This is a genomic window from Pseudomonas sp. TE3644 (assembly GCF_056278815.1).
Window position 1 is genome coordinate 3,370,530 of record NZ_JBWBQF010000001.1, and the last position, 23,375, is coordinate 3,393,904.

19 protein-coding genes and 1 pseudogene are annotated in these 23,375 nt (G+C 64.0%); 15 read left to right on the forward strand and 5 right to left on the reverse strand.

The genetic code is table 11. The features are described 5' to 3' along the window. Positions 1 to 38: 38 nt before the first annotated feature. The 3 genes from ACZ9GA_RS14775 to ACZ9GA_RS14785 are packed head-to-tail and all read left to right on the forward strand — an operon-like array spanning position 39 to position 3,203. The gene (locus tag ACZ9GA_RS14775) at positions 39 to 608 is read left to right on the forward strand and encodes a hypothetical protein (RefSeq protein ID WP_457361969.1); all 570 of its coding nucleotides are present in this window, start codon (positions 39 to 41) and stop codon (positions 606 to 608) included. A gap of 36 nt (positions 609 to 644) precedes the next feature. Further along, positions 645 to 2,654 carry a type VI secretion system Vgr family protein gene (locus tag ACZ9GA_RS14780; RefSeq protein ID WP_457361968.1) on the forward strand — a complete coding sequence of 670 codons (2,010 nt, stop codon included), beginning with the start codon at positions 645 to 647 and terminating at the stop codon, positions 2,652 to 2,654. A gap of 9 nt (positions 2,655 to 2,663) precedes the next feature. Further along, on the forward strand, positions 2,664 to 3,203 hold the full coding sequence (locus tag ACZ9GA_RS14785; RefSeq protein ID WP_457361967.1) for a toxin-antitoxin system YwqK family antitoxin: 540 nt from the start codon (positions 2,664 to 2,666) through the stop codon (positions 3,201 to 3,203). Positions 3,204 to 3,494: 291 nt separating this feature from the next. Here ACZ9GA_RS14785 and ACZ9GA_RS14790 read toward each other — a convergent pair whose 3' ends face one another. Then, a complete protein-coding gene (locus ACZ9GA_RS14790) occupies positions 3,495 to 3,890 on the reverse strand; it encodes a DUF4280 domain-containing protein (RefSeq protein WP_457361966.1) in 396 nt (131 codons plus the stop codon). 251 nt (positions 3,891 to 4,141) lie between these two features. On the opposite strand from ACZ9GA_RS14790, the gene ACZ9GA_RS14795 reads away from it, so the two are divergent. The 11 genes and pseudogenes from ACZ9GA_RS14795 (at position 4,142) to ACZ9GA_RS14845 (ending at position 17,158) form a co-directional block, all read left to right on the forward strand. Continuing rightward, positions 4,142 to 7,204: a PAS domain-containing hybrid sensor histidine kinase/response regulator gene (locus ACZ9GA_RS14795; protein ID WP_476226469.1), complete on the forward strand. Its 3,063-nt coding sequence runs from the start codon at positions 4,142 to 4,144 to the stop codon at positions 7,202 to 7,204. A 299-nt stretch (positions 7,205 to 7,503) separates the two neighbouring features. After that, a complete protein-coding gene (locus ACZ9GA_RS14800; protein ID WP_457361965.1) occupies positions 7,504 to 7,782 on the forward strand; it encodes a hypothetical protein in 279 nt (92 codons plus the stop codon). Positions 7,783 to 7,852: 70 nt separating this feature from the next. Next, the gene (locus tag ACZ9GA_RS14805; RefSeq protein ID WP_457361964.1) at positions 7,853 to 8,179 is read left to right on the forward strand and encodes a hypothetical protein; all 327 of its coding nucleotides are present in this window, start codon (positions 7,853 to 7,855) and stop codon (positions 8,177 to 8,179) included. Positions 8,180 to 8,300: 121 nt separating this feature from the next. Then, a pseudogene (locus ACZ9GA_RS14810) lies at positions 8,301 to 8,609 on the forward strand (short chain dehydrogenase); the annotation flags it as partial. A gap of 565 nt (positions 8,610 to 9,174) precedes the next feature. After that, on the forward strand, positions 9,175 to 9,702 hold the full coding sequence (locus ACZ9GA_RS14815) for a GAF domain-containing protein (RefSeq protein WP_457361963.1): 528 nt from the start codon (positions 9,175 to 9,177) through the stop codon (positions 9,700 to 9,702). A gap of 120 nt (positions 9,703 to 9,822) precedes the next feature. Next, entirely contained in the window at positions 9,823 to 11,046 is a 1,224-nt protein-coding gene (locus tag ACZ9GA_RS14820; protein WP_457361962.1) for a zinc-dependent alcohol dehydrogenase, read from the forward strand. Between the two features lie 114 nt (positions 11,047 to 11,160). Beyond that, a complete protein-coding gene (locus tag ACZ9GA_RS14825) occupies positions 11,161 to 13,515 on the forward strand; it encodes an FdhF/YdeP family oxidoreductase (RefSeq protein WP_457361961.1) in 2,355 nt (784 codons plus the stop codon). Further along, positions 13,499 to 14,884 carry a cytochrome ubiquinol oxidase subunit I gene (locus tag ACZ9GA_RS14830; RefSeq protein ID WP_457361960.1) on the forward strand — a complete coding sequence of 462 codons (1,386 nt, stop codon included), beginning with the start codon at positions 13,499 to 13,501 and terminating at the stop codon, positions 14,882 to 14,884. Before ACZ9GA_RS14825 ends, ACZ9GA_RS14830 begins: the two co-directional genes overlap by 17 nt. A 2-nt stretch (positions 14,885 to 14,886) precedes the next feature. Then, complete coding sequence (gene cydB, locus ACZ9GA_RS14835) at positions 14,887 to 15,885, forward strand: cytochrome d ubiquinol oxidase subunit II (RefSeq protein WP_457361959.1); 999 nt, start codon at positions 14,887 to 14,889, stop codon at positions 15,883 to 15,885. 167 nt (positions 15,886 to 16,052) lie between these two features. Beyond that, entirely contained in the window at positions 16,053 to 16,910 is an 858-nt protein-coding gene (locus tag ACZ9GA_RS14840; RefSeq protein WP_457361958.1) for an SDR family oxidoreductase, read from the forward strand. Between the two features lie 71 nt (positions 16,911 to 16,981). Continuing rightward, positions 16,982 to 17,158: a hypothetical protein gene (locus ACZ9GA_RS14845; RefSeq protein ID WP_457361957.1), complete on the forward strand. Its 177-nt coding sequence runs from the start codon at positions 16,982 to 16,984 to the stop codon at positions 17,156 to 17,158. A gap of 21 nt (positions 17,159 to 17,179) precedes the next feature. On the opposite strand, the gene ACZ9GA_RS14850 is transcribed toward ACZ9GA_RS14845, so the two are convergent. Together ACZ9GA_RS14850 and ACZ9GA_RS14855 are read right to left on the reverse strand one after the other, a co-directional pair. Then, positions 17,180 to 17,926: an SDR family oxidoreductase gene (locus ACZ9GA_RS14850; RefSeq protein WP_457361956.1), complete on the reverse strand. Its 747-nt coding sequence runs from the start codon at positions 17,924 to 17,926 to the stop codon at positions 17,180 to 17,182. 1,289 nt (positions 17,927 to 19,215) lie between these two features. Then, positions 19,216 to 19,929: a GntR family transcriptional regulator gene (locus ACZ9GA_RS14855; RefSeq protein WP_457361955.1), complete on the reverse strand. Its 714-nt coding sequence runs from the start codon at positions 19,927 to 19,929 to the stop codon at positions 19,216 to 19,218. A gap of 189 nt (positions 19,930 to 20,118) precedes the next feature. On the opposite strand from ACZ9GA_RS14855, the gene ACZ9GA_RS14860 reads away from it, so the two are divergent. Next, positions 20,119 to 21,039 (forward strand): LysR substrate-binding domain-containing protein, encoded by a 921-nt coding sequence (locus ACZ9GA_RS14860; protein ID WP_457361954.1) that lies wholly within the window; start codon positions 20,119 to 20,121, stop codon positions 21,037 to 21,039. 5 nt (positions 21,040 to 21,044) lie between these two features. On the opposite strand, the gene leuD is transcribed toward ACZ9GA_RS14860, so the two are convergent. Next, entirely contained in the window at positions 21,045 to 21,656 is a 612-nt protein-coding gene (leuD, locus tag ACZ9GA_RS14865; protein ID WP_457363719.1) for a 3-isopropylmalate dehydratase small subunit, read from the reverse strand. Continuing rightward, a complete protein-coding gene (gene leuC / locus ACZ9GA_RS14870) occupies positions 21,653 to 23,074 on the reverse strand; it encodes a 3-isopropylmalate dehydratase large subunit (protein WP_457361953.1) in 1,422 nt (473 codons plus the stop codon). The genes leuD and leuC overlap by 4 nt, the downstream gene beginning before the upstream one ends. Positions 23,075 to 23,375 lie beyond the last annotated feature (301 nt).

The following is a 23,375-nucleotide window of genomic DNA, read 5'->3' on the forward strand; positions in this document are numbered from 1 at the left end:
GCATCCGAAACAGTCGTTGATGACGAGGGGACAATAAAATGCCAGAAACAGATTTTTCTCCTACGTTTGTCAAGGCCATTAACGCAATGATCCATCATAAAAAACCAGGCGAAGTGGGTTTACTTATGCGCTGGGACAACAATGACAGCATGTTCTGGACAATCTGGTCAGAGTCGTACTCCAACGCGCCAGTAACACCTCCCTATAGACGCAGGCCCGCAGACCGTCTCGAGAAACTAAAAAACGGCCAGATTCGATCCTGTACACCTTGCGTGCTTGGTGGGCATGCCGAGGAAATAATGATTCGCAGTTGGGATGGTTATCGAGAAGAAGTAGAAAAACAGGATGATCCATTTGTAGTCGATCTCTTCCTTACGGACAGTCCTTGCCTGGATGCATCCAATGCCTACGCCGACGACTTCGGGCTATGGCCTAAGGGCTGCGCCCCCAAGTTGGCAAAATTCATCAAGGGGTGCGGTGACCGGATTCAATGGAACATTTCATATCTGGATTATTATGGAAAGTTCAGCACTAGACCCAAGGCTATCGCAGCAGTGCAAATTCTGGAAAAACTGGACAACGTGACCATCTATAAAATATTCAAATAATGATTGTAAGCCCCAGCCTGTTGGCGAGGAAACGCAATGCCCCGCAACTCTGACACCAACACCACACTCTCCCTCACTGCCTCCTCGCTCACAGCGCTCTACCCCGAGTCGCTGTCGGGCGAGGAACGACTAAATGCGCTCGGCACGCATGCGCTCCAGGGGCTCAATGACAGCACCGCCTTTACCTTGCTTGGTACCATTGCCACTCACGTCACCGCCAGCCTGTGTAAAGATGCCCAACAACGCCCGATGGATTTCTTGGTAGCCGAGATTCGCCAACTCCCCGCCGACGCCACCGCCGAACGCTACCAGTTGCTGCTGCGCCCCTGGCTCTGGTGGCTGACCCTGGCCAGCAACAACCGTGTCTTCCAGAACCTCACCACCTCCGACATCGTCACGACCATCTTCAAAGCCCACGGTTTCACCGACTTCAAGCTGTCGCTGACGGGCAGTTACACGCCCCGGGAATACTGCGTCCAATACGCCGAAACCGACTTCGCTTTCGTCTCCCGCCTGCTGGAGGAAGAAGGCATCTTCTGGTTCTTCACCCACGAACCCGGCAAGCACACCCTGGTGCTGGCTGACAGCAACGACGCTTTCCTCCAAATCCCCAATGGCCCAACAGTCCCCTACCTAGGCCAACAAGTCGGGGTGCGGGAAATGCACGGCATCCGCTCCGGGCAACTGTGCGTGCAGGCGGTAGCCGGGGTGTACCGCGCCACCGACTACGAGTTCACCACACCCACCACCTCACTCTACGGCCAAGCCGAAGCCGTGGCCGGCCCCCGCTCTGTCTACGAGCACCCCGGCGGCTACACCGCCAAGGCCCGCGGCGACGCCCTCACCAAACAACGCATCGACGGCCTGCGCACCCAGGAAAAACGCCTTGTGGGCGAAAGCGACTGCCGCTGGCTGATCCCCGGCCACTGGTTCACCCTCACCGGCCACGACGACGCGGCGCTGAATATAGACTGGGTGGTGACCTCAGTCAGCCACGAAGCTGATCACGAGCACTACCGCAACCGCTTCGAAGCCATCCCCAAGGCCACCGCCTACCGCCCAGCCCGCGTAACACCCAAACCGCGCATGCACACCCAGACCGCCAAAGTGGTAGGCAAGGCCGGCGAGGAAATCTGGACCGACGAGTACGGCCGCATCAAGATCCAGTTCCCCTGGGACCGCGACGGCAAAAACGACGAGGCCTCATCCTGCTGGGTCCGCGTGGCGTTGCCCTGGAGCGGCAAGGGCTTCGGCATGCAGTTCGTGCCGCGCATTGGCCAGGAGGTGATCGTCACCTTCATCGATGGCGACCCGGACCGGCCGCTGGTGACCGGCTGCGTGTACAACGGCGACAACGCCCTGCCCTATGCGCTGCCGGCCAACCAGACGCAATCGGGCATCAAGACCCAGTCGTCCAAGGGCGGCGGTGGGTTCAACGAATTGCGTTTCGAGGACAAGAAGGACGCCGAGGAAGTGTTTTTGCAGGCGCAGAAAGACCTGAAGATCAACGTGCTCAACGACACCACCGCCACCGTCGGCCACGACGAAACCCTCACCGTACAGAACGCCCGCATCCGTACCGTGAAGGAGGGCGACGAGACCGTGACCCTGGAAAAAGGCAAGCGTAGCGTAACCATCCAGACCGGCAGCGACACCTTGGACGTGAAGGACACCCGCACCGTCAAGGTGGGCAGCGACCACAAGCAGAGCACCGGCGGCGACTACGCCCACCAGGTCACCGGCAATTACAGCCTGACCGTGGACGGCAACATGACCATCAAGGTCGCCGGCACCCTCACCCTGCAAAGCGACGGCAGCCTGCTGATCAAGACTGCCGACAGCCTGACCGCCCAGGCGGCCATGGACCTGACGCAGAAGTCCGGCACTGCCTTCACCAACCAGGCCGGCACGTCGATGGTGAACAAGGCGGCCACCACGCTGACCAACGACGCCGGCATCAGCCTGACCAACAAGGGCGGCGCCGAGCAGACCGTGGACGGCGGCGGCATGCTGACCATCAAGGGCGGCATCGTCAAAGTCAATTGAGGCTCGCACATGGCAACCCGAACACCCATCGATGTACAACGCGGTGACAGCACCCTGCAAGGCCAGCAAGTGGACGGCCAACTGCAAGGCCCGGTGCGGGTCGAGGAAGCCGGCCGGCCGCTGGCGCAGCTTAGCTACGACCAGGGCGAACTGAACGGCCCGGTGACGATGTACCACCCCAACGGCAAGCCCAGCGCGCAGATGCCGTTTGTCGATGGCAAGGTGCAGGGACTGGCGACGTTTTACTCACCTGAAGGCGCGTTGCAACGCAAGGCGCAGTACCAGCGCGGCCTGCTGCACGGTGAGGCCTGCACCTACTTTCCCGATGGTCAGGTGGCGGAGCGCGAGTGGTATTGCAGTGGCGTGCGCGATGGGGCGTATCAGCGCTTTCATGCCAACGGGCAAGTGGCAGTCAGCGCGCAGTACGCCAACGGTCAGGTGGTGGGACAGGCGCAGCCCTATGCCGAAGACGGTCGGCCGCTGGATGCGCAAGGCAAGCCGATGGCGCGGTGGAAATGGTGGTGGGTCAGGCATTCTGAAGCGCTGTAGGCCGCAGCACTGCGGCGCAGGGCGTCAGCATCGCGGCGACTGCTAGACCGTGCTGTGGGGTTTGCCTTGGCACTGTGGGAGATTCTATGGTGTTGGGCAACCTGTAGCAGCGGCCGTCCGGCCGCGTCACTGACGCCGCGCACTGTCTGATCCATCGCGCCGCCTGTGACGCAGCCTTCGGCAGCTGCTACAGAGGTGCGGCGTACGCTGTCGGAGAAAGGGGGGCGCCTAGCCCTTGCTCGCGATGCAGACACCGCCGTCTCAAGACAGTGGCTGCCACGGCGCTGCCGATCAGGGAATCAACATCTGCACCTGCCCCGGCACCACCACCTTGATCACACCGGCCCAGCTGCACATCAACATGCTGTTGCTGTCGATGGCCGGCATGTTGCCAATCAACAGCGTCGGCGCACCGCCGGGTATCCACGGCGAGGCCGTGGCCGGAATGCACGGCATGGGGGTGAGCACCCCCAGGGCGGCTGCCGTTGCAGCGGCGACCATGGGGTTGGCCAGGCTCTGGCACATGCCGAAGGTGGTGATGTTGACCAGCGGGATATGGTCCATGATGGTGGCCGCGGGCATGCTGCTGGTGAGCGTGCGGTTCACGGGCAGCACGTTGAGCACGCACGGCGCCGCGCCGAAGGAGCATTGCAGGGTGGCACCGGCGCAGACTTGTGGGCAGGACATGGGGCAAACCTCCTTGTGTACCCCCAGCTTAGCCGCTGCCGCCAGGCTGCGCTGGCCGGTGTGAACCTTGAAGATCAGCAGTGAGGCAGAGGGCCAGCGCAGCCTGCGGCAGCGGCTACGTGTTGGATCGTGTTCGAGATCAGGGCCGACTGCTGGCGATTCAAGCGAGGCGGTTCCCACCTTAAATTTCCCCACCCCGCCGATCACGACTAGATTGATAACAACCATCACCGCGGCACAAGGGCCCTTTCATGGCCTCAGACACCAAAGCCGCCAGGCTGCGCGCCAATCCCGGTTGGGCTATCGCCGCCCTGCTGGCGGGGCTGGCGCTGACCGCCCTGGCAGTATGGCAGCGCCTGGACACCAACCAGCAGGAGCTCGACGAAGCCGTCGCCCAACAGGCCAATCAAATCGCCGACCGGGTGGTTGAGCGTTTGACGCTGTACCAGTACGGCCTGCGCTCGCTGCGCGGGCTGTGGCACAGCGTGGGCCTGGACGTTCTGAGTCCGGCGCAGTTCGCCGCCTACAACGTCACCCGCAATGTGACGGTGGAGTTCCCCGGCGCCCTGAGCTTTGGCCTGGTGCGCAAGGTGACGCCTGCGCAACTTGCGGACTTCACTCGCCAGGCCGTGGCGGCCGGTGACAGTCATTTTGCCGTGCACGGTTTCGGGCCCCACGACGGCGATCTGTACGTAATACGTTATGTGGAGCCGCCTGGCCCGATCAACATCGCCCAGGGGCTGGACATCGCCTCGGAACCCAACCGCCGCAAGGCTGCCGACGATGCGCTGCTCAGTGGCCAGCCGCAACTGACCGGGCCGGTGACGCTGGTGCAAAGCGAAGGCGAGGTACGCCGCGGGTTCCTGATGGTGATGCCGGTGTACCGCACGCCCCGCCCGCCAGACGAGGCCGCGCAACGCACAGCCCAAGGGGTGGGCTGGAGTTATGTGTCGTTGCTGATCAAGGACGTGCTGGGCGACTTGAATCGGCGCAGTGCCGGTACGGGGCTGGAGATCAGCGACGTCACCGACACGCCCCCCTCCCCGCCCTTCTACCAGCAGGCGCCGGGGCCACAGGACACCGTTGCCCTTGGCCGCTACAGCACGCAGCGACAGCTGTTTGGCCGCACCTGGGCCATCACCCTCACCGTCTACCCGGCCTTCGTGCGCCAATTGCACCCCACGGCGCCGGGGCTGATCCTGGCGCTGGGTCTGCTCAGCAGCCTGTTGCTGGCCCTGCTGGTGCAATTGCTGCGCCACCGACTGCTGCGCGATATCACCGCGCAGAAAGCGTCCAATGCCCGTGCCCAGCAGCTGGCACAGACCCTGGAGAGCGAAGTCAATCAGCGCACCCAGGCCCTGCAGGACCTGGACTTGCTGCTCAAGAACATCCTCGACGCCGCCACCGGCGTCTCGATCATCGCCACCGACCCGGACCGCATTATCCGCGTGTTCAACCGCGGCGCCGAGCGCATGCTCGGCTATACGGCAGATGAAGTGATCGGCCGCTTCACCCCCGAATTGATGCACGACGCCGACGAATTGCGCGTGCAGAACCAGCTGATGGCCGCCCGTTTCGGCGAGCCCTTCCATGGCATCGACGGCTACGTGGCGCAAACCCGCCACCAGGCCGAACCGCAGGTGTTCCAGTGCCACTACCGGCGCAAGGACGGCAGCTACCTGCTGGTGCACCTGGTGGTCACCGTGATGCGCGACCACACCGAGGCCATCACCGGCTACCTGGGGTTTGCCATCGACGTCAGCGCCCAGCGCGAACTGGAGATCAGCCTGCAGAAGGCCAAGGTCGAGGCAGAAAAGGCCAACATGGCCAAGTCGGCGTTCCTGGCCAGCATGAGCCATGAAATCCGCACGCCCATGAACGCGGTGCTGGGCATGCTGCAACTGGCGGCGCAATCGGGCCTCAACCCCGACCAGCAGGACTTCGTCAGCCGCGCGCAAACCGCCGCCACCCTGTTGCTGGGCCTGCTTAACGACATCCTCGACTACTCGAAAATCGAGGCCGGCAAACTGCAGGTCGACGAGCACCCGTTCGACCTGGAAGCGTTGCTGCGTGACCTGGGCGTGGTGCTGTCGGGCAATCAGCCGGCCAATGGCGTCGAGCTGATTTTCGACACTGACCCACAACTGCCCCAAGGCCTGATTGGCGACAGCCTCAGGTTGCAGCAGGTGCTGATCAACCTGGCGGGCAATGCCCTGAAGTTCACCGAAGCGGGACACGTCATCATCAGTGTGCGGCAAGTGCGGCGCAGCAACGGCCGGGTGTGCATCGAGTTCGCCGTGGCAGACAGCGGCATCGGCATGAGCGCCGAGCAACTGGCGCGCATCTTCCAGGCCTTCAGCCAGGGGGACGCATCCACCGCGCGCAAGTTCGGCGGTTCGGGGTTGGGCCTGCTGATCTGCAAGCGCCTCACCGATCTGATGGGCAGCCAGTTGCGGGTTGAAAGCGAATCGGGCCTGGGTAGCCGCTTCTGGTTCGAATTGGACCTGGCCATCGACCCTGCGCAGGCACCTGCCGCCCCCTTGCCGGCGCTGAAGGTGCTGATCGTTGACAACAACGCCCTGGCAGGCGTCATCCTCACGCGCAACCTGGAGGGCCTGGGCTGGCAGGCTGCGCGGGTCACTGACTGCGCCCAGGTGGCAGCGCATTCGTTCGATGTACTGGTGATTGATTGGCAAACCGTTGCCAACCAGACGGCAGAGACGCTGACCTCATTGCAGGATGTGCGTCATCGGGTGCTGTTGGTGACCGCGTTCACCCGCGACGCCGCCACCCATGCCTTGCAGGCAGCCGGGTTGCCACCACCCCTGCTGCTGACCAAACCCCTGACCCCGCGTCAACTGGCCAGGCACCTCGTCGACCTGCACCCGGCCGCAGGCCCGGCGCCGGTCAAACCCGCCAGCAAGCCCGGGCGCCCCAAGCGCCTGGCCGGGCTGCGCTTGCTGCTGGTGGAAGACAACGCCGTCAACCAGATGGTCGCCGCCGGCCTGCTCAAAGCCGAGGGCGCCAGCGTCGACCTGGCTGATTGCGGCATGGCCGGGGTGGAGCGTGCCGTGCAGGCGCAGCCGCCCTACGATCTGGTACTGATGGACCTGCGCATGCCCGACATCGATGGCCAGGAAGCGACCCGCCGCATCCGTCAGGCCATCAGTGCCGAACAGTTGCCGATCATCGCCATGACCGCCAACGTCTCCGAACAGGACCGCGAACAATGCCTGGCAGCGGGCATGAATGAACACGTGGGCAAGCCGATCAATCTGGAGCGTCTGGTGGCAGTGATTCAACAGTTCAGATAGTCCCCCGCCTGTAGCCGCTGCCGCCAGGCTGCGCTGACCACTGTGAACCCTGGAGATTTTCAGCGAGGCACAGGCCCAGCGCAGCCTGCGCCAGCGGCCAGGCGTCTGTTTCACGCCGGCAACAGGTGTATCGCCCCAGTTACTTAAAAGTTATACAGGGTATTTTGCAAAACTTAATTACTTGTACAAGTTTTAAATCCATTGATCGGGAGCAACTAAAACCCACACTCAAACAACTTTCCAATATCGACAGCTCGACTAACATTATTAAACCTTGTTTTCAATCGAGGAGAAGTAACGTGAGGCAGCGTGGCGAGAAGTATTGGGAGTGGGTGGACTCACAGCTCCATAGCCGGTGTCATGCCGAAGAGCTTGCCAACGGCAACGAAATAGACGTGGAGGTGCGCCTGAATCCCACGGGCGCCCTGCAGGTGTTCATCGGCGTGTACGGCACTGCCGGCCAGGCCATTTTCGAGGAGTACAACAAGAAATCCGACGCCGACAGCCTCAGCGAAGCGCTGCTCACCGGCGTGGAACGGGCGCGCTGGCTGGCCACCAGTTTGCCGCGCACCGGGTAGCGCGACTCGGTATTCCCTGCCAATCAACACAACTTCCTGAATATAACGTGGGAGGCGCTCAGTCATGCGCATGCGAGGGGCATCTTATTATCAATGGGCGGACAGCCAACTGGCTAACTGCGCCCACGTTGAAGACTATGGTGTGGGGTATCAGATCGACGTGGTAGTGCGCGTCTCGCGCGTCGGTATCACTCAGCTGTTTCTGGGGGTCTATGACGCTTTAGGGGTGATGCTGATCGAGGAGTACCAGAATGCCTTGTCCAACCAGACGCCGGCGCAAGCCATGGCGTGGGGCATCGACAGGGGCAAGGCATTCGTCGACGGCACGCATGACCGCACATTGATACTGATGCACGCACCACGCAGGGACGCCAAAAGCCAGCGTTCCAGCCGTTGACGGGCGCCTGATGACCTTTTGTGAATTGAGTTGAATTATCCGGCTGCGGTCGATTTCAGATCAGTATCACGACTGAAGTACCGACCCACTACCGCTCTCAATCTCAAACAAGGGGTGTGCGATGATCCATTCAGCGACCGGCATGAAGTCAGGCGAACGCTACGGGGTAGAAAGCCTGGAGCGCACCAAGCAGTTCCCCGGGTTTTTCCTGGATGGCAAATATTACCTGGGGCCCGAATTGCTCACGGCGGTGGGTTGGCTGGAGGGCCAGCAGTTCCTGTATGACGAACTGGACGCAGCCGGTGAGCCGGTGTTTCCCGACCGCGTGGCGGGCACGATCGAAGGCCTTACGTTGACCATGGCGGACGGCGTACAGCTGGGCCTGCATGAATTGCAGGTTCGCGCCGAACCTGCCGCAGACCTTGACGAAGACCTGTCGCAGGTAGGCCAGAAGCACTCAGTGCTGTGGACAGTGGCTGCAGGCTTTGCGGTGGGGCTTGGCGCAAGCTGGCTGTATCGCCTGAGCCAAGGCCGCAAGCGCTGACCCCTCAGGTGTCGATCACGTTGATCTGCGTCAGGCCCAGCACTCGCGCCTGCTCCAGCACCTCGCCGGGCGGGCGCTTGACCTGTCGTCCGATTCCCTTCATTGAGCCGCCGTTTAGTCAGTTTTGTCATGGACTTACGGCAATCGGCTGATCCATGATGACGTTTTGCCACTGCTTAGGCGGCTATGATGCCAGATCGGCCCATGAAGCTAAGGAGATGGAACGCGTCATGGAGACTGGTTGGAAGTTGCGTGCAATGCGCGCAATGTGGGCGTGGGCAGGAACGGCGGGACGGCGAAAAAGCCTTTGTCCACACCGTCGATTGCCCCGCTCGCGAGCAAGTGAACCCCCGGCCATGGAGGGAATTGCATGACCTGCTGCATGCCGTGTTCGGCAAGCATTAGCGCACACGAGGGACGGCAGTACAGCCACCCGGGACAGGAGTAACCAATGAACGGATTGACCTTGGCGGCCAGCGATTTGCTGACCGTTGCAGAACGCGCGGCCATCGCCGAAATCGAAGCCACCACCAGTATCTTGAGGCTGGTGACACGCCTGACCACCTTGCGCTTTGCCGGCATCGCCAAGTTTACCGACAGTGAATGGGTGGTGTGCTCGGTCTACGACCCTACCCAGTTCGGTATCGAGGCCGGCGATACCGTTGAGATTGAAACCACCCTGTGCAGTGAATTCAGGCGCAACCCGCAGGCGCTGTTCCTGTCGCAGATCAGCGAAAACCAGCGCTTCTGCAGCCGCCCGATCGTCAAGCGCTACGGCATCGAGAGCTATGCCGGCGTGCCGATCATCCTCCCAGACGGCAGGCTATTCGGGGCATTGTGCGCCCTGGATTCGCGTGCCGTGCTGTTCGAGGACCCGGACCTGGTGGAGACCCTGGAGCTGTTCGCGCGGCTGGTGGGGTGCATCTTCTTTACCAATCTGGAGCAGCCGCAACCCTGGGCGCCGGAGGCGGAACGCTGAGGGCATGACGGGTTTGTGGTGTATAGGGCTGGGGGCACCGGCGCCGCTGGTAGATCGGGTTGAACTAACGCGTCGGGCCCCTCCTCAGCTGTGTATCCCCAACCCAAGGATACCCCCACCATGCGAGCACTCACCTACCACGGCGCCCACAACGTCAAAGTCGACACCGTGCCGGACCCGGTCCTGGCCGACACCGATGACATCATCCTGCGAGTGACGGCTACCGCTATCTGCGGTTCGGACTTGCACCTGTACCGCGGCAAGATCCCCCAAACCGAGCACGGCGATATCTTTGGTCATGAGTTCATGGGCATTGTCGAGGAAGTGGGCAGCGCGGTCACCGCCGTACAGCGCGGCGATCGGGTGGTCATCCCGTTCGTGATTGCCTGTGGCAGTTGCTTCTTCTGCCAGCACGACCTGTTTGCTGCCTGCGAAACCACCAACACCGGCCGCGGCTCGATCCTGAACAAGAAAAGCATCCCGCCGGGCGCGGCGCTGTTTGGGTTCAGCCACCTCTACGGGGGCATTCCCGGCGGCCAGGCCGAATACGTGCGGGTGCCCAAGGCCAATACCGGGCCATTCAAGGTACCGGGCACCTTGGCCGATGAGAAAGTGCTGTTCCTCTCCGACATCCTGCCCACGGCATTCCAGGCAGTGAAAAACACTGAAATCGGTGCCGGCTCAAGTATCGCCATTTATGGCGCCGGTCCCGTAGGCCTGCTGTGCGCGGCCGTGGCGCGGATGCTCGGCGCCGAGCGTATTTTCATGGTGGACCACCACCCCTACCGGCTGGCCTACGCCCAGCAGACCTACGGTGTCATCCCGATCAACTTCGACGAGGACGACGACCCCGCCGACACCATCATCCGCCAGACCCCAGGCTCGCGCGGGGTGGATGGGGTAGTCGATGCGGTGGGGTTCGAGGCCAAGGGCAGTACCACCGAAACCGTGCTGGCCACCCTCAAGCTGGAAGGCAGCAGCGGCAAGGCGTTGCGCCAATGCATCGCGGCGGTGCGCCGCGGCGGCGTGGTCAACGTACCGGGCGTCTATGCGGGGTTCATCCACGGCTTCCTGTTTGGCGACGCCTTCGACAAGGGCCTCACGTTCCGCATGGGGCAGACCCATGTGCAGCGCTACCTGCCCGAGCTGCTGGGCCATATCGAAACCGGCGCGCTGGCGCCGGAGGCCATCATCAGCCACCGCCTGTCCCTGGAACAGGCCGCTGAGGGTTACAAGATGTTCGACAAAAAAGAGGAGGACTGCCGCAAGGTCATCCTCACGCCGGGCGACGGCTTGATCCCCTCCCCCGTCATTGGGGCGCCCGACGCAGCTCCGGCGTTCTGAGCCGCGCCGCGCCATCGCCATGAAGCGCGATCATTGCCGTCGAATGATCGCGCTTTATTGCTTGCCTATGCTGCAGACCGTCACCGAGCTCCGGCGGCGCAACGAGGGATACCCATGCACCTTCTGCACCCCACTGCCCACTACCGTCCCTACACCCATGCCTCCGGTGGCTGGGGCTCTGCGCATTCGGTGATGTCCATTCTGTGGCGTGAGCAAGCGCTGCAGCGTGCGCCCACCGCGTTATGGCGGCAGAACAAGCCTGGCGGCTTTGCCTGCGTCAGCTGCGCCTGGGCCAAGCCGGGCAACCCCCATGCGTTGGAGTTTTGCGAGAACGGTGCCAAGGCGACGGCCTGGGAACTGACGTCTTACCGCACGGGGCCGGATTTTTTCGCCGCCCACACGCTGACGCAACTGCGCACCTGGAGCGACAACGCCCTGGAGCAGCACGGTCGCCTCACCCATCCGCTGCGCTACGACAGCGCCAGCGACCGTTACCTGCCCACCAGCTGGGAGCAGGCCTACCGCGAGATCGCCGAACAGCTGCATCGCCTGCCCCCCGACCAAGTGGTGTTCTACGCCTCGGGCCGGGCCTCGCTGGAAGCCTCGTTCATGTACCAGCTGCTGGCCCGTGCCTATGGCACCAACAACCTGCCGGACAGCTCCAACATGTGCCACGAAAGTACCTCGGTGGGGCTGCAGGAAAGCATCGGCGTGCCGGTGGGCACCGTGACCCTGGCCGACTTCGAGCGTACCGACTGCCTGTTTTTCTTCGGCCAGAACGTGGGCAGCAACAGCCCGCGCATGCTCCATCCGTTGCAGGCGGCGCGCAAACGCAACGTGCCGGTGATTACCTTCAACCCCCTGCGTGAACGCGGCCTGGAGCGTTTCGTCAATCCGCAGTCACCCACGCAGATGCTTGGCCCGGACGCCACGGTGATCAGTACCCAGTATCACCAGGTGGCCATCGGCGGCGACACGGCGGCGGTGATCGGCATGGCCAAGCACCTGTTGGACCTGGACCGCACGGCGACGGCGCAAGGCTTGCCTGCGGTGCTCGACCACGCCTTCATCGCGGAACATACCCAGGGTTTGGAAGCCTTCATGGCCCACGTGGAGCAGCACGACTGGGCCGAGCTTGAACGTCGCTCAGGGCTTGCCCGCAGCGCCATGGAGGCGGCCGCCACGGTGTACGCGCGCAGCCAGCGGGTGATGGTGGTGTATGGCATGGGCATGACCCAGCACCGGCACGGCGTAGAGAACGTGCAGATGCTGGTCAACCTGTTGCTGCTGCGCGGCAACATCGGCAAGCCCGGCGCCGGTATCTGCCCGGTGCGCGGCCACTCCAACGTGCAGGGCCAGCGCACCGTGGGCATCACCGAAGACCCAGGCAAAGTGCCGGGGGACACGATCAAGCAGCTGTTTGGCTTCAGTGTGCCGCCCAACAAAGGCACCAGCACCGTCGATGCCTGTGCCGGGGTGCTGGACGGCAGCATCAAGGGTTTCATCGGCCTGGGGGGCAACTTTCTGCGGGCGGTGCCCGACACGCTGCGCATGGAACCGGCCTGGGCCAACCTGGCCGTGCATGTCGAAGTGGCGACCAAACTCAACCGTACCCATTTGCTGCCGGGCCAGCGCGCGTGGTTGCTGCCCTGCCTGGGACGCATCGAGCGCGACCGCCAGGACGGCACCCTGCAGGTGTACAGCACCGAAGACAGCACCGGCTGCGTGCATGGTTGGAAAGGCACCAGTGAGCCGGCCAGCGAGCACCTGCGCTCGGAAGTGGCGATCATCGCAGGCCTGGCGCAGGCCACGCTGGGGGCGCAGACCACTGTTCCCTGGGACGCATGGCGGCGCGATTATGCCTTGATTCGCAGCGCGATTGGCCAGGTCTACCCGCAGATTTTCCACGACATGGAAACCCGCATGTGGGAAGCAGGCGGCTTCCATCGCCCGCTGCCCGCCAGCCAGCGGCAATGGCTGACCGAATCGGGCAAGGCGCGGTTCATTACCCCCCGCAGCCTCGACGAAGACAGCGACGTGGCCGTCGACCCGTCGCGCCGTGATGTGCTGCTGTTGATGACGATCCGCAGCAATGACCAGTTCAACACCACCGTGTACGGCTACGACGATCGCTTTCGCGGGGTGAAAGGCACCCGCAGCGTGGTGCTGCTCAACCGCAACGACATCGTCCGCCTGGGCCTGGCGCCCGGTGACTGGGTGACCTTGCGCACCGCCATTGAGCCGCAGATCCGGCGCCAGGTGGGCCCTTTCCAGATCATTGCCTACGACATCCCGGCCGGCTGCGCGGCGGCCTACTACCCCGAGTGCAACGCCCTGGTGCCGCTGTGGCACTACGCGGAACGCAGCAAGGTGCCGGCGGCCAAGTCCATCCCCATCACCCTGCACGCCGCCACGCCGTCGGCGGCCGAGCGTGCCCGGGGACTGCCGGCGGGTGACCAGCTTGTCTGAACTGGCGGATGGCGCCACCGCCCTGCTGGCGGCACGGGCGCAGTTCGGCATCACCATCAGTTTCCATATCGTGCTGGCGGCGTTCAGCCTGGGGCTGGCCCAGTGGCTGCTGACGCTGGAGGTGCTATGGCTGTGGCGCGGCAATGCCCATGCCATGAACCTGTACCGCCAGTGGCTGAAGGTATTCGCCCTGACCGTGGCGGTGGGCACCGCCTCCGGGCTGGTGATGGAGTACCAGTTCGGCCTCAACTGGTCGCGGCTGTCCACTCAGGCCGGCGCGGTGATCGGGCCGCTGATGCTGTATGAGGTGCTGGTGGCGTTCTTTCTGGAGGCGGGTTTTCTCGGCGTGATGCTGTTTGGCTTGAACAAGGTCGGGCCGCGCTTGCACTGCTTTGCCACGGCTGCGGTCGCGGTGGGCTCAGTAGCAAGCGCCTTCTGGATTCTGGCGGCCAATTCCTGGATGCAGACCCCTGCCGGCTACTCCATCGACAGCGCCGGGCGCTTTGTCGCCCAAAACTGGTGGGCGATTGTGTTCAACCCCTCCTTCCCCTACCGCTTTGCGCACATGCTGCTGGCGGCGGTGCTGGGCACTGCCACCCTGGTAGCCGCCGTGGGTGCCTGGCACCTGCTGCGCGATCCCGGCAACCCGCGAGCCAGGCTGCAATATTCCATGGCGTTGTGGGCGCTGGCGGTGGCCGCGCCCCTGCAGATCGTGGTGGGCGACTTGCACGGTCAACACAGCCTGCGCGTGCAGCCGCAAAAAGTGGCCGCTATCGAGGGCTCGTGGCAGCGACCGCCGCCGGGGGCCGGTGAACCGCTTCGGCTGTTCGCGATACCGGACATGCAAGCGCGCCGCAATGATTACGAATTGGCCATCCCGCGCCTGGCCTCGCTGTACCTCACCCATGACCTGCACGGCACCATCGCCGGTCTCGATGAGTTCCCCGCCGCTGATAATCCACCCATGCTGCCGGTGTTCATGGCATTCCGGGCAATGGTGGGGCTTGGCGTGCTGATGTGCGTGCAAGGCGTCGCCAGCCTGGTGCTGCGCTGGCGCAAGCGCTTGGTCACAGGTCGCTGGTTGCAGCGCTTCAGTGTCGCGATGGCCCCTGCCGGTTTTCTGGCCATGCTCAGCGGCTGGGTAGTGACTGAAATGGGTCGACAGCCCTTTACCGTGTATGGCCTGCTGCGCACTGCCGACAGCCTGTCGGCGGTGTCCAGCGCGCAGGTGCTGTCGGCCACCGTGGCCATTCTGGTGTTTTATGCGGGGGTGTTCGGCATCGGCCTATGGGTGCTGTTGCGGCTCCTCAGGCAGCCGCTACGTGAGAACGAGCCCGGACCGCAACCCGGTTTTTCCAGGGAGCCCTGACGGTGGCCGAACTCGACTGGCTGACCCAACTCAGCGCTGCGGCGCTGGCACTATCGGTGCTGACCTACGTGCTGCTGGACGGCACCGACCTGGGGGTCGGCATGCTGGTGGGGCTGGCCCGAAGCGACCGGCATCGGCACGTGATGGTGCTGTCGATCCTGCCCGTGTGGGACGCCAATGAGACCTGGCTGGTACTGGGCGGCGGTGGCCTGCTGGCCTTGTTTCCGCAAGCTTATGGGCTGCTGCTGCCGGCGCTGTACGGGCCATTTCTGTTGATGTTTGCGGCGCTGATCGTCCGCGCCATGGCGCTGGAGTTCCGTGAGCACCTGGTCCGCAAGCACCTGGCAGACGCGGCCCTGGTGAGCGGCTCACTGCTGGCCACGGCCTGCCAGGGGATCATCATGGGCACGCTGGTGCAGGGCATCACGTTGGCGCCCGGCCCAGGGCACGGGCACCTCGACGGCAGCGGGTCTCACCTGAGCGCTTTCACACTGCTGTGTGCCGTGGCACACGTCAGCGGCTACCTGTGGCTGGGCGCCTGCTGGCTGTACTGGCGCACTGAGGGCCACTTGCAGCAACGCGTCAGACGGCAGGCCGTGTGGCTGGGCGTGCTGTCGCTGATGCTGTTGACGGCCGTCCTGGCCTGGAGCCTGAGGCTTGACGACCAGTACGCGCGCAACCTGCTACGCCCGGGGGTGCTGGCACCTGCAGCCGGGTTGACCGCCCTGCTGCTGGGCGTCTTCGCCGGCGGGCTGCGCGGCCGCCGCGATTACCTGCCGCTGATGGCAGCACTGTGCCTGGTGGTGGAGGGTTTCACGCTGATGGTGGTGGCCTTGTTCCCACTGATCGTACCGCCCGACCTGACCCTGGCCCAGGCGGCGGCGGGGCCGCACACCCAAGCCTTCGTGCTGGTGGGGTTCGCGGTCCTGGTGCCGATAACCTTGGCGTACAACACCTTTGGCTTCAGCTTGTTCGCGGGGAAAATCCGCACGCCGCACTGAGGCAGATGCCACCCCGTTGCGTGAGAGCAGGTTCTACCCGCGAAAAGAACACCGCGCGGGCACTGGCATCCGTCCACTCGTCGAGCCGACACCCGTATCCGATCCAACCTTTTGCCCATGCTCGCCCTCTCAATCACATGCCCTATCCACGCCAAGGAGAAGCGTCCATGCGCGATTACCCCAAACCACCCTTCCCCCGCCAACCGCAAAGCGTGCCTGGCTCGCAGCGCAAAATGGACCCCGCGCCCGATTGCGGCGAGCAAAGCTACCAGGGCAGCGGCCGCCTGGCCGGCAAGATTGCGCTCATCACCGGCGCTGACAGCGGCATCGGCCGCGCCGTGGCCATCGCCTTTGCCCGTGAAGGCGCGGACGTTGCCGTGGCGTACCTGGATGAACACGAAGACGCCCGCGAAACCGCGCGCTGGGTGGAAGCGGCTGGGCGCCAATGCCTGCTGTTGCCAGGCGACGTGGCACGCAAGTCGGTGTGCCAGCAGCTGGTCAATGACACGGTGGCGCGCTTCGGCCGCATCGACGTGCTGGTCAATAACGCCGCCTTCCAGATGACCCACGAGCGCTTCGAGGACATCAAGGACGAAGAGTGGGTGAAGACCTTCGATATCAACATCACCGCCATGTTCCGCCTGTGCCAGGCCGCCGTGCCGTTCATGACTGCGGGCAGCTCCATCATCAACACCAGCTCGGTAAATTCCGATACGCCCAAGCCAACGTTGCTGGCCTATGCCGCCACCAAGGGCGCCATCGCCAACTTCAGCGCGGGCCTGGCGCAGCTGCTGGGCGAGCGCAATATCCGCGTCAACAGCGTGGCCCCAGGGCCGGTCTGGACACCCTTGATCGTGTCGACCATGCCCGATGAAGAGGTGACCCAGTTCGGTGCCCAGACCCCGCTGGGCCGCCCGGGACAGCCGGTGGAAGTGGCGCCAATCTACGTGCTGCTGGCCTCGGATGAAGGCAGCTATATCTCTGGCACTCGCTACGGCGTTACCGGTGGCAAGCCGATTTTGTGATTGACGATGCCGTGGCCGCCATCCGTCCACGGCAGTTGGCAGTTGCATCACAACCAAGAGGAGTACCCATGATGAGTTCGCACAAAAATGCGGGGCCCGACGCGACTCAGGCCCAACCCCCAGGCGAAGTGGAACGCGACAACGACGCCCACCGCCCCAGCAAGCCGGGAGCGCCTGGCCGCGATTCAACGGCCCAGAGCACGGCGCAGACGTCGCAGCCCACCAACGGCAAATCCACCAAGCGATAGCCGCTGGCGGGACAACCGCCCTCAACCCTCCTGACGGGTGGGGCGGAACAGAATCTCGTTGATGTCCACTTCCGCCGGCTGGCTGATGGCAAAGGCGACGGCCCGGGCAAACGATTCGGCAGGGATCGCGAACTCGTCGTAGAACCGCTGGATGTGGCCGGCGATATCGGCTTCGGTGATGCTGGCGGGCAGCTCCGTGGCCAAGGCGCCCGGGGAGATGACCGTGGTGCGGATATCGTAGGGCTTGACCTCTTGGCGCAAGCCTTCGGACAGCGCCAGCACGGCGCTTTTGGTGGCCGCGTACACCGCGCTGCCCGGGCGCACCTTGTGGCCCGCCACGGAAGACACATTGATGATCTGCCCGCCCTTTTGCGCGGTCATGTAAGGCAGCGCGGCGGCGATGCCGTGCAGCACGCCTTTGATATTGACGTCGATGGTCCGGTGCCAGTCCTCGATCTTCAGCCGCTGCAACGGGGAATGAGGCATCAGCCCGGCGTTGTTGATCATCACGTCGATACGGCCAAAGGTGCTGACCGCCTGGTCCACCAGCGCCTTGACGGCGGCAGGGTCGGTGACATCGGTCTGTACCGCAATGGCTTCGCCGCCACGGGCGCGAATGGCGTGCGCCACCCCATCGATGCGCTCCAGGCGCCGTGCGCCCAGCACCACGCGCGCGCCCTGGGCGGCGAGATGGCGGGCGGTGGCCTCGCCCAGGCCACTGCTGGCGCCGGTGATGACCACTACTTTTTCGGAAATGTTGTTGCTCATTGAAACGGGCTCCTGATAGGGGCGACTGGATGCGCAACAGCTTATTTTGATGGGCGATACTCAACAATCCCGCTTTAAATGAACGATGTAGTGAGGAAAATTCAACAGCGGCAGCGACTACAACGCGATTCCTATGTGGGACCGTAGCCGCTGCCGGAGGCTGCGCTGGGCCTATGCCCCACTGGAAATCTTCAGCGTTCACGCAGGCCAGCGCAGCCTGGCGGCAGCGGCTACGCGGATCATGAAGGGTACGGCGCGGAAGGCGGGTTGGCCGCTTCCCGGGCTTCGCCCGGTCCCACAGGGAGTGTAACCGTAGCCGCTGCCGGAGGCTGCGCTGGGCCTATGCCCCACTGGAAATCTTCAGGGTTCACGCAGGCCAGCGCAGCCTGGCGGCAGCGGCTACGCGGATCATGATGGGTATGGCGCGGAAGACGGGTTGGCCGCTTCCCGGGCTTCGCCCGGTCCCACAGGGGAGCGTAACCGTAGCCGCTGCCGGAGGCTGCGCTGGGCCTATGCCCCACTGGAAATCTTCAGGGTTCACGCAGGCCAGCGCAGCCTGGCGGCAGCGGCTACGCGGATCATGAAGGGTACGGCGCGGAAGGCGGGTTGGCCGCTTCCCGGGCTTCGGCCGGTCCCACAGGGAGTGTAACCGTAGCCGCTGCCGGAGGCTGCGCTGGGCCTATGCCCCACTGGAAATCTTCAGGGTTCACGCAGGCCAGCGCAGCCTGGCGGCAGCGGCTACGCGGATCATGAAGGGTACGGCGCGGAAGGCGGGTTGGCCGCTTCCCGGGCTTCGCCCGGTCCCACAGGGGGCCTCACCGTAGCCGCTGCCGGAGGCTGCGCTGGGCCTATGCCCCACTGGAAATTTTCAGCGTTTACGCAGGCCAGCGCAGCCTGGCGGCAGCGGCTACGCGGATCATGAAGGGTATGGCGCGGAAGGCGAGTTGGCCGCTTCCCGGGCTTCGCCCGGCCCCAAAGGGAGCGTAACCGTAGCCGCTGCCGGAGGCTGCGCTGGCCCTATGCCCCACTGGAAATCTTCAGGGTTCACGCAGGCCAGCGCAGCCTGGCGGCAGCGGCTACGCGGGTCAGGTGTGGGACGGGGCGAAGCTCGGGAACGGTATGGCGCGGAAGACGGGTTGGCCGCTTCCCGAGCTTCGCCCGGTCCCACAGGGGGCCTCACCGTAGCCGCTGCCGGAGGCTGCGCTGGGCCTATGCCCCACTGGAAATTTTCAGCGTTTACGCAGGCCAGCGTAGCCTGGCGGCAGCGGCTATGCGGGTTGGGGGCGGCTTCAGGCGCCTTTGAGGGTTTTCAGGCTGCGGGCGATATCGCCCAGGCCATCCGCGCCCAGGCCCTGGGGCGCGATGAACATTTCCATGTTGGCACGCGACAATTCCCAGTGTTCGAACACCAGCTCCACCACGGCGTCTTCATCGCGCCGCTCGATCGCTTCGATGAAGGCGTCATGGTGGTCGGCAGACAGGTCCAGGCGCTGCTCCATTTGCGTGTCGCGTGGGCGGTAGAAGGTATGGCCGATACGACCGTGGTCGATCAGCAGGCGCCCCAGGCTGGGCTCCAGGTACTGGTTGCCGGCCATTTCGCCCATGATTTCGTGGAAGCGGTTGTTCTCCAGCACCATGGCCAGCGCGTCACCGCTGCGGGTGGCCTGGCGGAAGCGTACCTGGGTCTGCTTGAGGTCTTCCAGCTGCGCAGGCTTGAAGTTGTGCACGGCCAGACGGGCGACGGCGGCGTAGATCATCGGCGCCACCAGGAAAAAGTTGCGCAGGGTGGCATAGTTCATGGCAATCACGCGGGCGCCACGGTTTTCCTGGATGTCGATGTACCCCTCACCCGCCAGACGACGGAAGACTTCACGTACGGGGGTGCGCGACAGCCCGTAACGCTCGCTCAGGCCAACCTCGTCCAGCACCTCGTCGGGGCTCAACTCCATGGTGAGGATCTGACGCTTGAGGTCGTCGTATAGCGCGTTCTTGCCGTTTTTCACACACCCGCTCCAGAAATGCTTTTGAAGAAATAAATTCGGGCCACCTTCCAGGCACCTGGCACGCCACCCTGCGGTGCGACCCTACTGCGCAATATTACCCGCAAATGTCGGCGTTCAGCGTTATGCCCGAGCGTTTTCCACGCCGCTACTTCATACTTCGTCGTATAAACAGCCAACGCCAGCACCCGCATGAACACACACCGTGGCCAATCTCCCCTCCCCGACGACCTGCGGGTATTCCTCGCCGTGGTGCGCAACAACGGCTTCGCCAGCGCCGCCGAGGCCCTGGGCTACTCGCCCGCCTACATCAGCAAGCGCATCGGCGTATTGGAAGCCACCCTTGGCACCCGCCTGCTGCACCGCACTACGCGGCGCATCGCCCTGACCGACCAAGGCGAACAGACCCTGACCTGGGCCACCCGCCTGCTCGACGACATGGACGACTTCCTCGGCCAGTTAAACGACGCCCCCCACCAACTGCGCGGCGCCCTGCATATGTGCAGCAGCTTTGGCTTCGGCCGCAATCACGTGGCCCCGGCCATTACCCTGTTGTCGCAGCGCTACCCGCAACTCGACATTCGCCTGGATGTATTCGACCGGGTGGTCGATATCATCAACGAAGGTTTCGACCTGGAAATCCTGGTGGGCGACGACCTGCCCGAGCAGTTTCACGGCACGCAACTGGTCAAGAACCGCCGGGTGCTGTGTGCCACCCCCGACTATTTGGCCCGTCGAGGCACACCCCAACAGCTCGACGAGCTGGCCGGGCACGACTGCCTGGTGCTGAAGGAACGCAACTATGCCTTCGGTATCTGGGAGCTGGCCCGCGAGGGGCGCAAGGTAGAGTCGGTGCGAGTCAGCGGCCCGCTGTCGTCCAACAACGGCGAGATCGTCCTGCAATGGGCCTTGAGCGGGGCCGGGATCATTCTGCGGTCGCTGTGGGATGTGAAACCGATGTTGGACAGCGGTCAGCTGGTGCAAGTGCTGCCTGACTACTCGCAAAGCGCCAACGTGTGGGCGGTGTACCCGGGGCGGCTGAGTGAGTCGGCCAAGTTGAAAGCGTGCGTGGCGTTCTTTGAGGAACACTTTCGCACGCTTTCATTGGCCTGAAAGGTTTACAGCCAAGGGTGCTCGGCCAGGTGCCGTGCCTCGAAGGCGCGGATCTGCTCGGCGCGTTGCAGGGTGCTGCCCACGGCATCCAGGCCCAGCAGCAGCGACTGTTTGCGCAGGCCGTCGATGGCAAACTCGATGACGCTGCCGTCGGCCAATTCGATGCGCTGGGCGGGCAGGTCGACACGCAGGGTGGCGGTGGCCGGCTGGCTGATCACCTGCCCCAGGCGCTGCAGTTGCGGCTCGGGCAACTGGATGGCGAGCACGCCGTTGCGCTGGCAGTTGTCGAAGAAGATCCCGGCGAAGCTTGTGCCGATCAGGGCGCGGATACCCAGTTGCTTGAGGCCCCACACGGCGTGTTCACGGCTGGAGCCGCAGCCGAAATTGGGCCCCACCACCAGGAACGCCGCCTCGCGCCACGCCGGTTGATTGAGCACGAATGCAGGGTCGAGTTCGCCTGACGGCAAAAAACGCAGGTCAAAGAACGCGCCTTTGTCCAGTCCACTGCGGTCAATGCCCTTGAGAAACTGCTTGGGCATGATGATGTCGGTGTCGATGTTGGCCGCCAGCATCGGGGCGGCCTGGCCGGTGACAAGGGTGAACGCTTGCATGCTCAGGCCTCCTGGGCAAAGTGACGGACATCGACCAGGTGGCCACGGATCGCCGCGGCCGCGACCATCGCCGGGCTCATCAGGTGGGTACGGGCACCGGCACCCTGCCGGCCCTCGAAGTTGCGGTTGGTGCTGGACGCGCAGCGGTCGCCGGGGGCCAGCACATCGTCGTTCATGGCCAGGCACATGGAGCAGCCTGACTGGCGCCACTCGAAGCCGGCGTCCTGGAAGATGCGTGCCAGGCCCTCTGCTTCGGCCTGGGCGCGCACCAGGCTGGAGCCTGGGACGATCATCGCTCGTACGCTGGATGCCACGTGCCTGCCCTCCACTACCCTGGCCACCTCGCGCAGGTCTTCAATGCGCGCATTGGTGCACGAGCCGATAAAGGCATGGCTGATGGTGATGTCGCTCAGGGCCATGCCGGCGTGCAGGCCCATGTAGTTCAGGGCGCGCTGCAAGCCGTGGCGCAGGATGGGATCGGCTTGCTGCGCCGGGTCCGGCACGCGGCCGCTGACCGGCGCTGCCTGGTCGGGGCTGGTGCCCCAGGTCACCATGGGCTCCAGCGTGTCGACGTCGACCAGTACCTCGCGATCAAACACCGCGCCCTGGTCGGTGTACAGCGTGCGCCCAGTGCGTTCGGCCTGCTCCCACAACGCGTCCTTGGGCGCGCGCGGCTTGCTTTTGAGGTAGGCGAACACCTTGTCGTCCGGTGCCATGAAGGCGCCGCGGGCACCGGCTTCCACGGCCATGTTGCAGATGGTCATGCGAGCCTCGACGCTGAGCGCGGTGATCACCGGCCCGTCGAATTCAATGGCGAAGCCAGTGGCCCCTGACGCGCCGATCTGCTCGATCAGCGCCATGATGATGTCCTTGGCCGTAACGCCCGGACCCAGCTGGCCCTTGACGGTGACGCGCAGGGTTTTCAGGCGTTTGTAGACCAGCGTCTGGGTCGCCAGCACGTGCTCGATTTCCGAGGTACCGATGCCGAAACCGAAGGCGCCCAATGCGCCATAGGTGGTGGTGTGGCTGTCGCCTGCGGCCACCACCATGCCAGGCAGGATAAAGCCCTGCTCCGGCGCCACCACGTGCTCGATGCCTTGGCGCGGGTCCAGCACGTCGAACAGCTCGATGCCGAAGTCGCGGCAGTTTTCCGCAAAGTAGGCCACCTGGCGAGCGCCGCCGGCGTCGGGTACGGTGCCGTCGCGCCGGGGCGTGGTGGGGTTGACGTGATCCACCACGCACAAGGTCGCCGCCGGGCGCCATACGCCGCGGCCGGCTTCGCGCAAGCCGCTGAAGGCTTGCGGGCTGGTGTATTCGTTGGCCACCTGGCGGTCGATGTACAGCAGTACGTGGCCTTGGTCGTCCAGGGTGCAGACGGTGTGGCTGTCGATGTGTTTCTGGTACAGGGTGCGGGGGCTGGTCATGGCGGCACGGTCGTCTTTTTGGTTGAGGACGTGGCCAAGAGCATATTGCCTGCCGTATCTGCATCAAGATCGCTTCCGTGAACCGACAGAACACGATTCATGAACAATCCTGTAGCCGCTGCCGCCAGGCTGCGCTGGCCCGGTGCCTCACTGAAAATCTTCAGGGTTCACACAGGCCAGCGCAGCCTGGCGGCAGCGGCTACATCGTCCGGATAATTAACTTGCAGGAACTAGTGTAATAACTTTCAACCCATTAAATCCTTTGAGCAAAGCTGATAATTTTAACTCAGTGCAATAACCA

Excerpts from the sequence above, each read along its gene's own strand:
- ACZ9GA_RS14860 (WP_457361954.1), top strand. The coding sequence starts at position 20,119 with ATGAACACACACCGTGGCCAATCTCCCCTCCCCGACGACCTGCGGGTA.
- ACZ9GA_RS14775 (WP_457361969.1), top strand. The coding sequence starts at position 39 with ATGCCAGAAACAGATTTTTCTCCTACGTTTGTCAAGGCCATTAACGCA.
- ACZ9GA_RS14845 (WP_457361957.1), top strand. The coding sequence starts at position 16,982 with ATGAGTTCGCACAAAAATGCGGGGCCCGACGCGACTCAGGCCCAACCC.
- ACZ9GA_RS14780 (WP_457361968.1), top strand. The coding sequence starts at position 645 with ATGCCCCGCAACTCTGACACCAACACCACACTCTCCCTCACTGCCTCC.
- ACZ9GA_RS14820 (WP_457361962.1), top strand. The coding sequence starts at position 9,823 with ATGCGAGCACTCACCTACCACGGCGCCCACAACGTCAAAGTCGACACC.
- leuC (WP_457361953.1), bottom strand. The coding sequence starts at position 23,074 with ATGACCAGCCCCCGCACCCTGTACCAGAAACACATCGACAGCCACACC.
- ACZ9GA_RS14815 (WP_457361963.1), top strand. The coding sequence starts at position 9,175 with ATGAACGGATTGACCTTGGCGGCCAGCGATTTGCTGACCGTTGCAGAA.
- ACZ9GA_RS14840 (WP_457361958.1), top strand. The coding sequence starts at position 16,053 with ATGCGCGATTACCCCAAACCACCCTTCCCCCGCCAACCGCAAAGCGTG.
- ACZ9GA_RS14785 (WP_457361967.1), top strand. The coding sequence starts at position 2,664 with ATGGCAACCCGAACACCCATCGATGTACAACGCGGTGACAGCACCCTG.
- ACZ9GA_RS14795 (WP_476226469.1), top strand. The coding sequence starts at position 4,142 with ATGGCCTCAGACACCAAAGCCGCCAGGCTGCGCGCCAATCCCGGTTGG.
- ACZ9GA_RS14850 (WP_457361956.1), bottom strand. The coding sequence starts at position 17,926 with ATGAGCAACAACATTTCCGAAAAAGTAGTGGTCATCACCGGCGCCAGC.
- ACZ9GA_RS14790 (WP_457361966.1), bottom strand. The coding sequence starts at position 3,890 with ATGTCCTGCCCACAAGTCTGCGCCGGTGCCACCCTGCAATGCTCCTTC.
- ACZ9GA_RS14825 (WP_457361961.1), top strand. The coding sequence starts at position 11,161 with ATGCACCTTCTGCACCCCACTGCCCACTACCGTCCCTACACCCATGCC.
- ACZ9GA_RS14805 (WP_457361964.1), top strand. The coding sequence starts at position 7,853 with ATGCGAGGGGCATCTTATTATCAATGGGCGGACAGCCAACTGGCTAAC.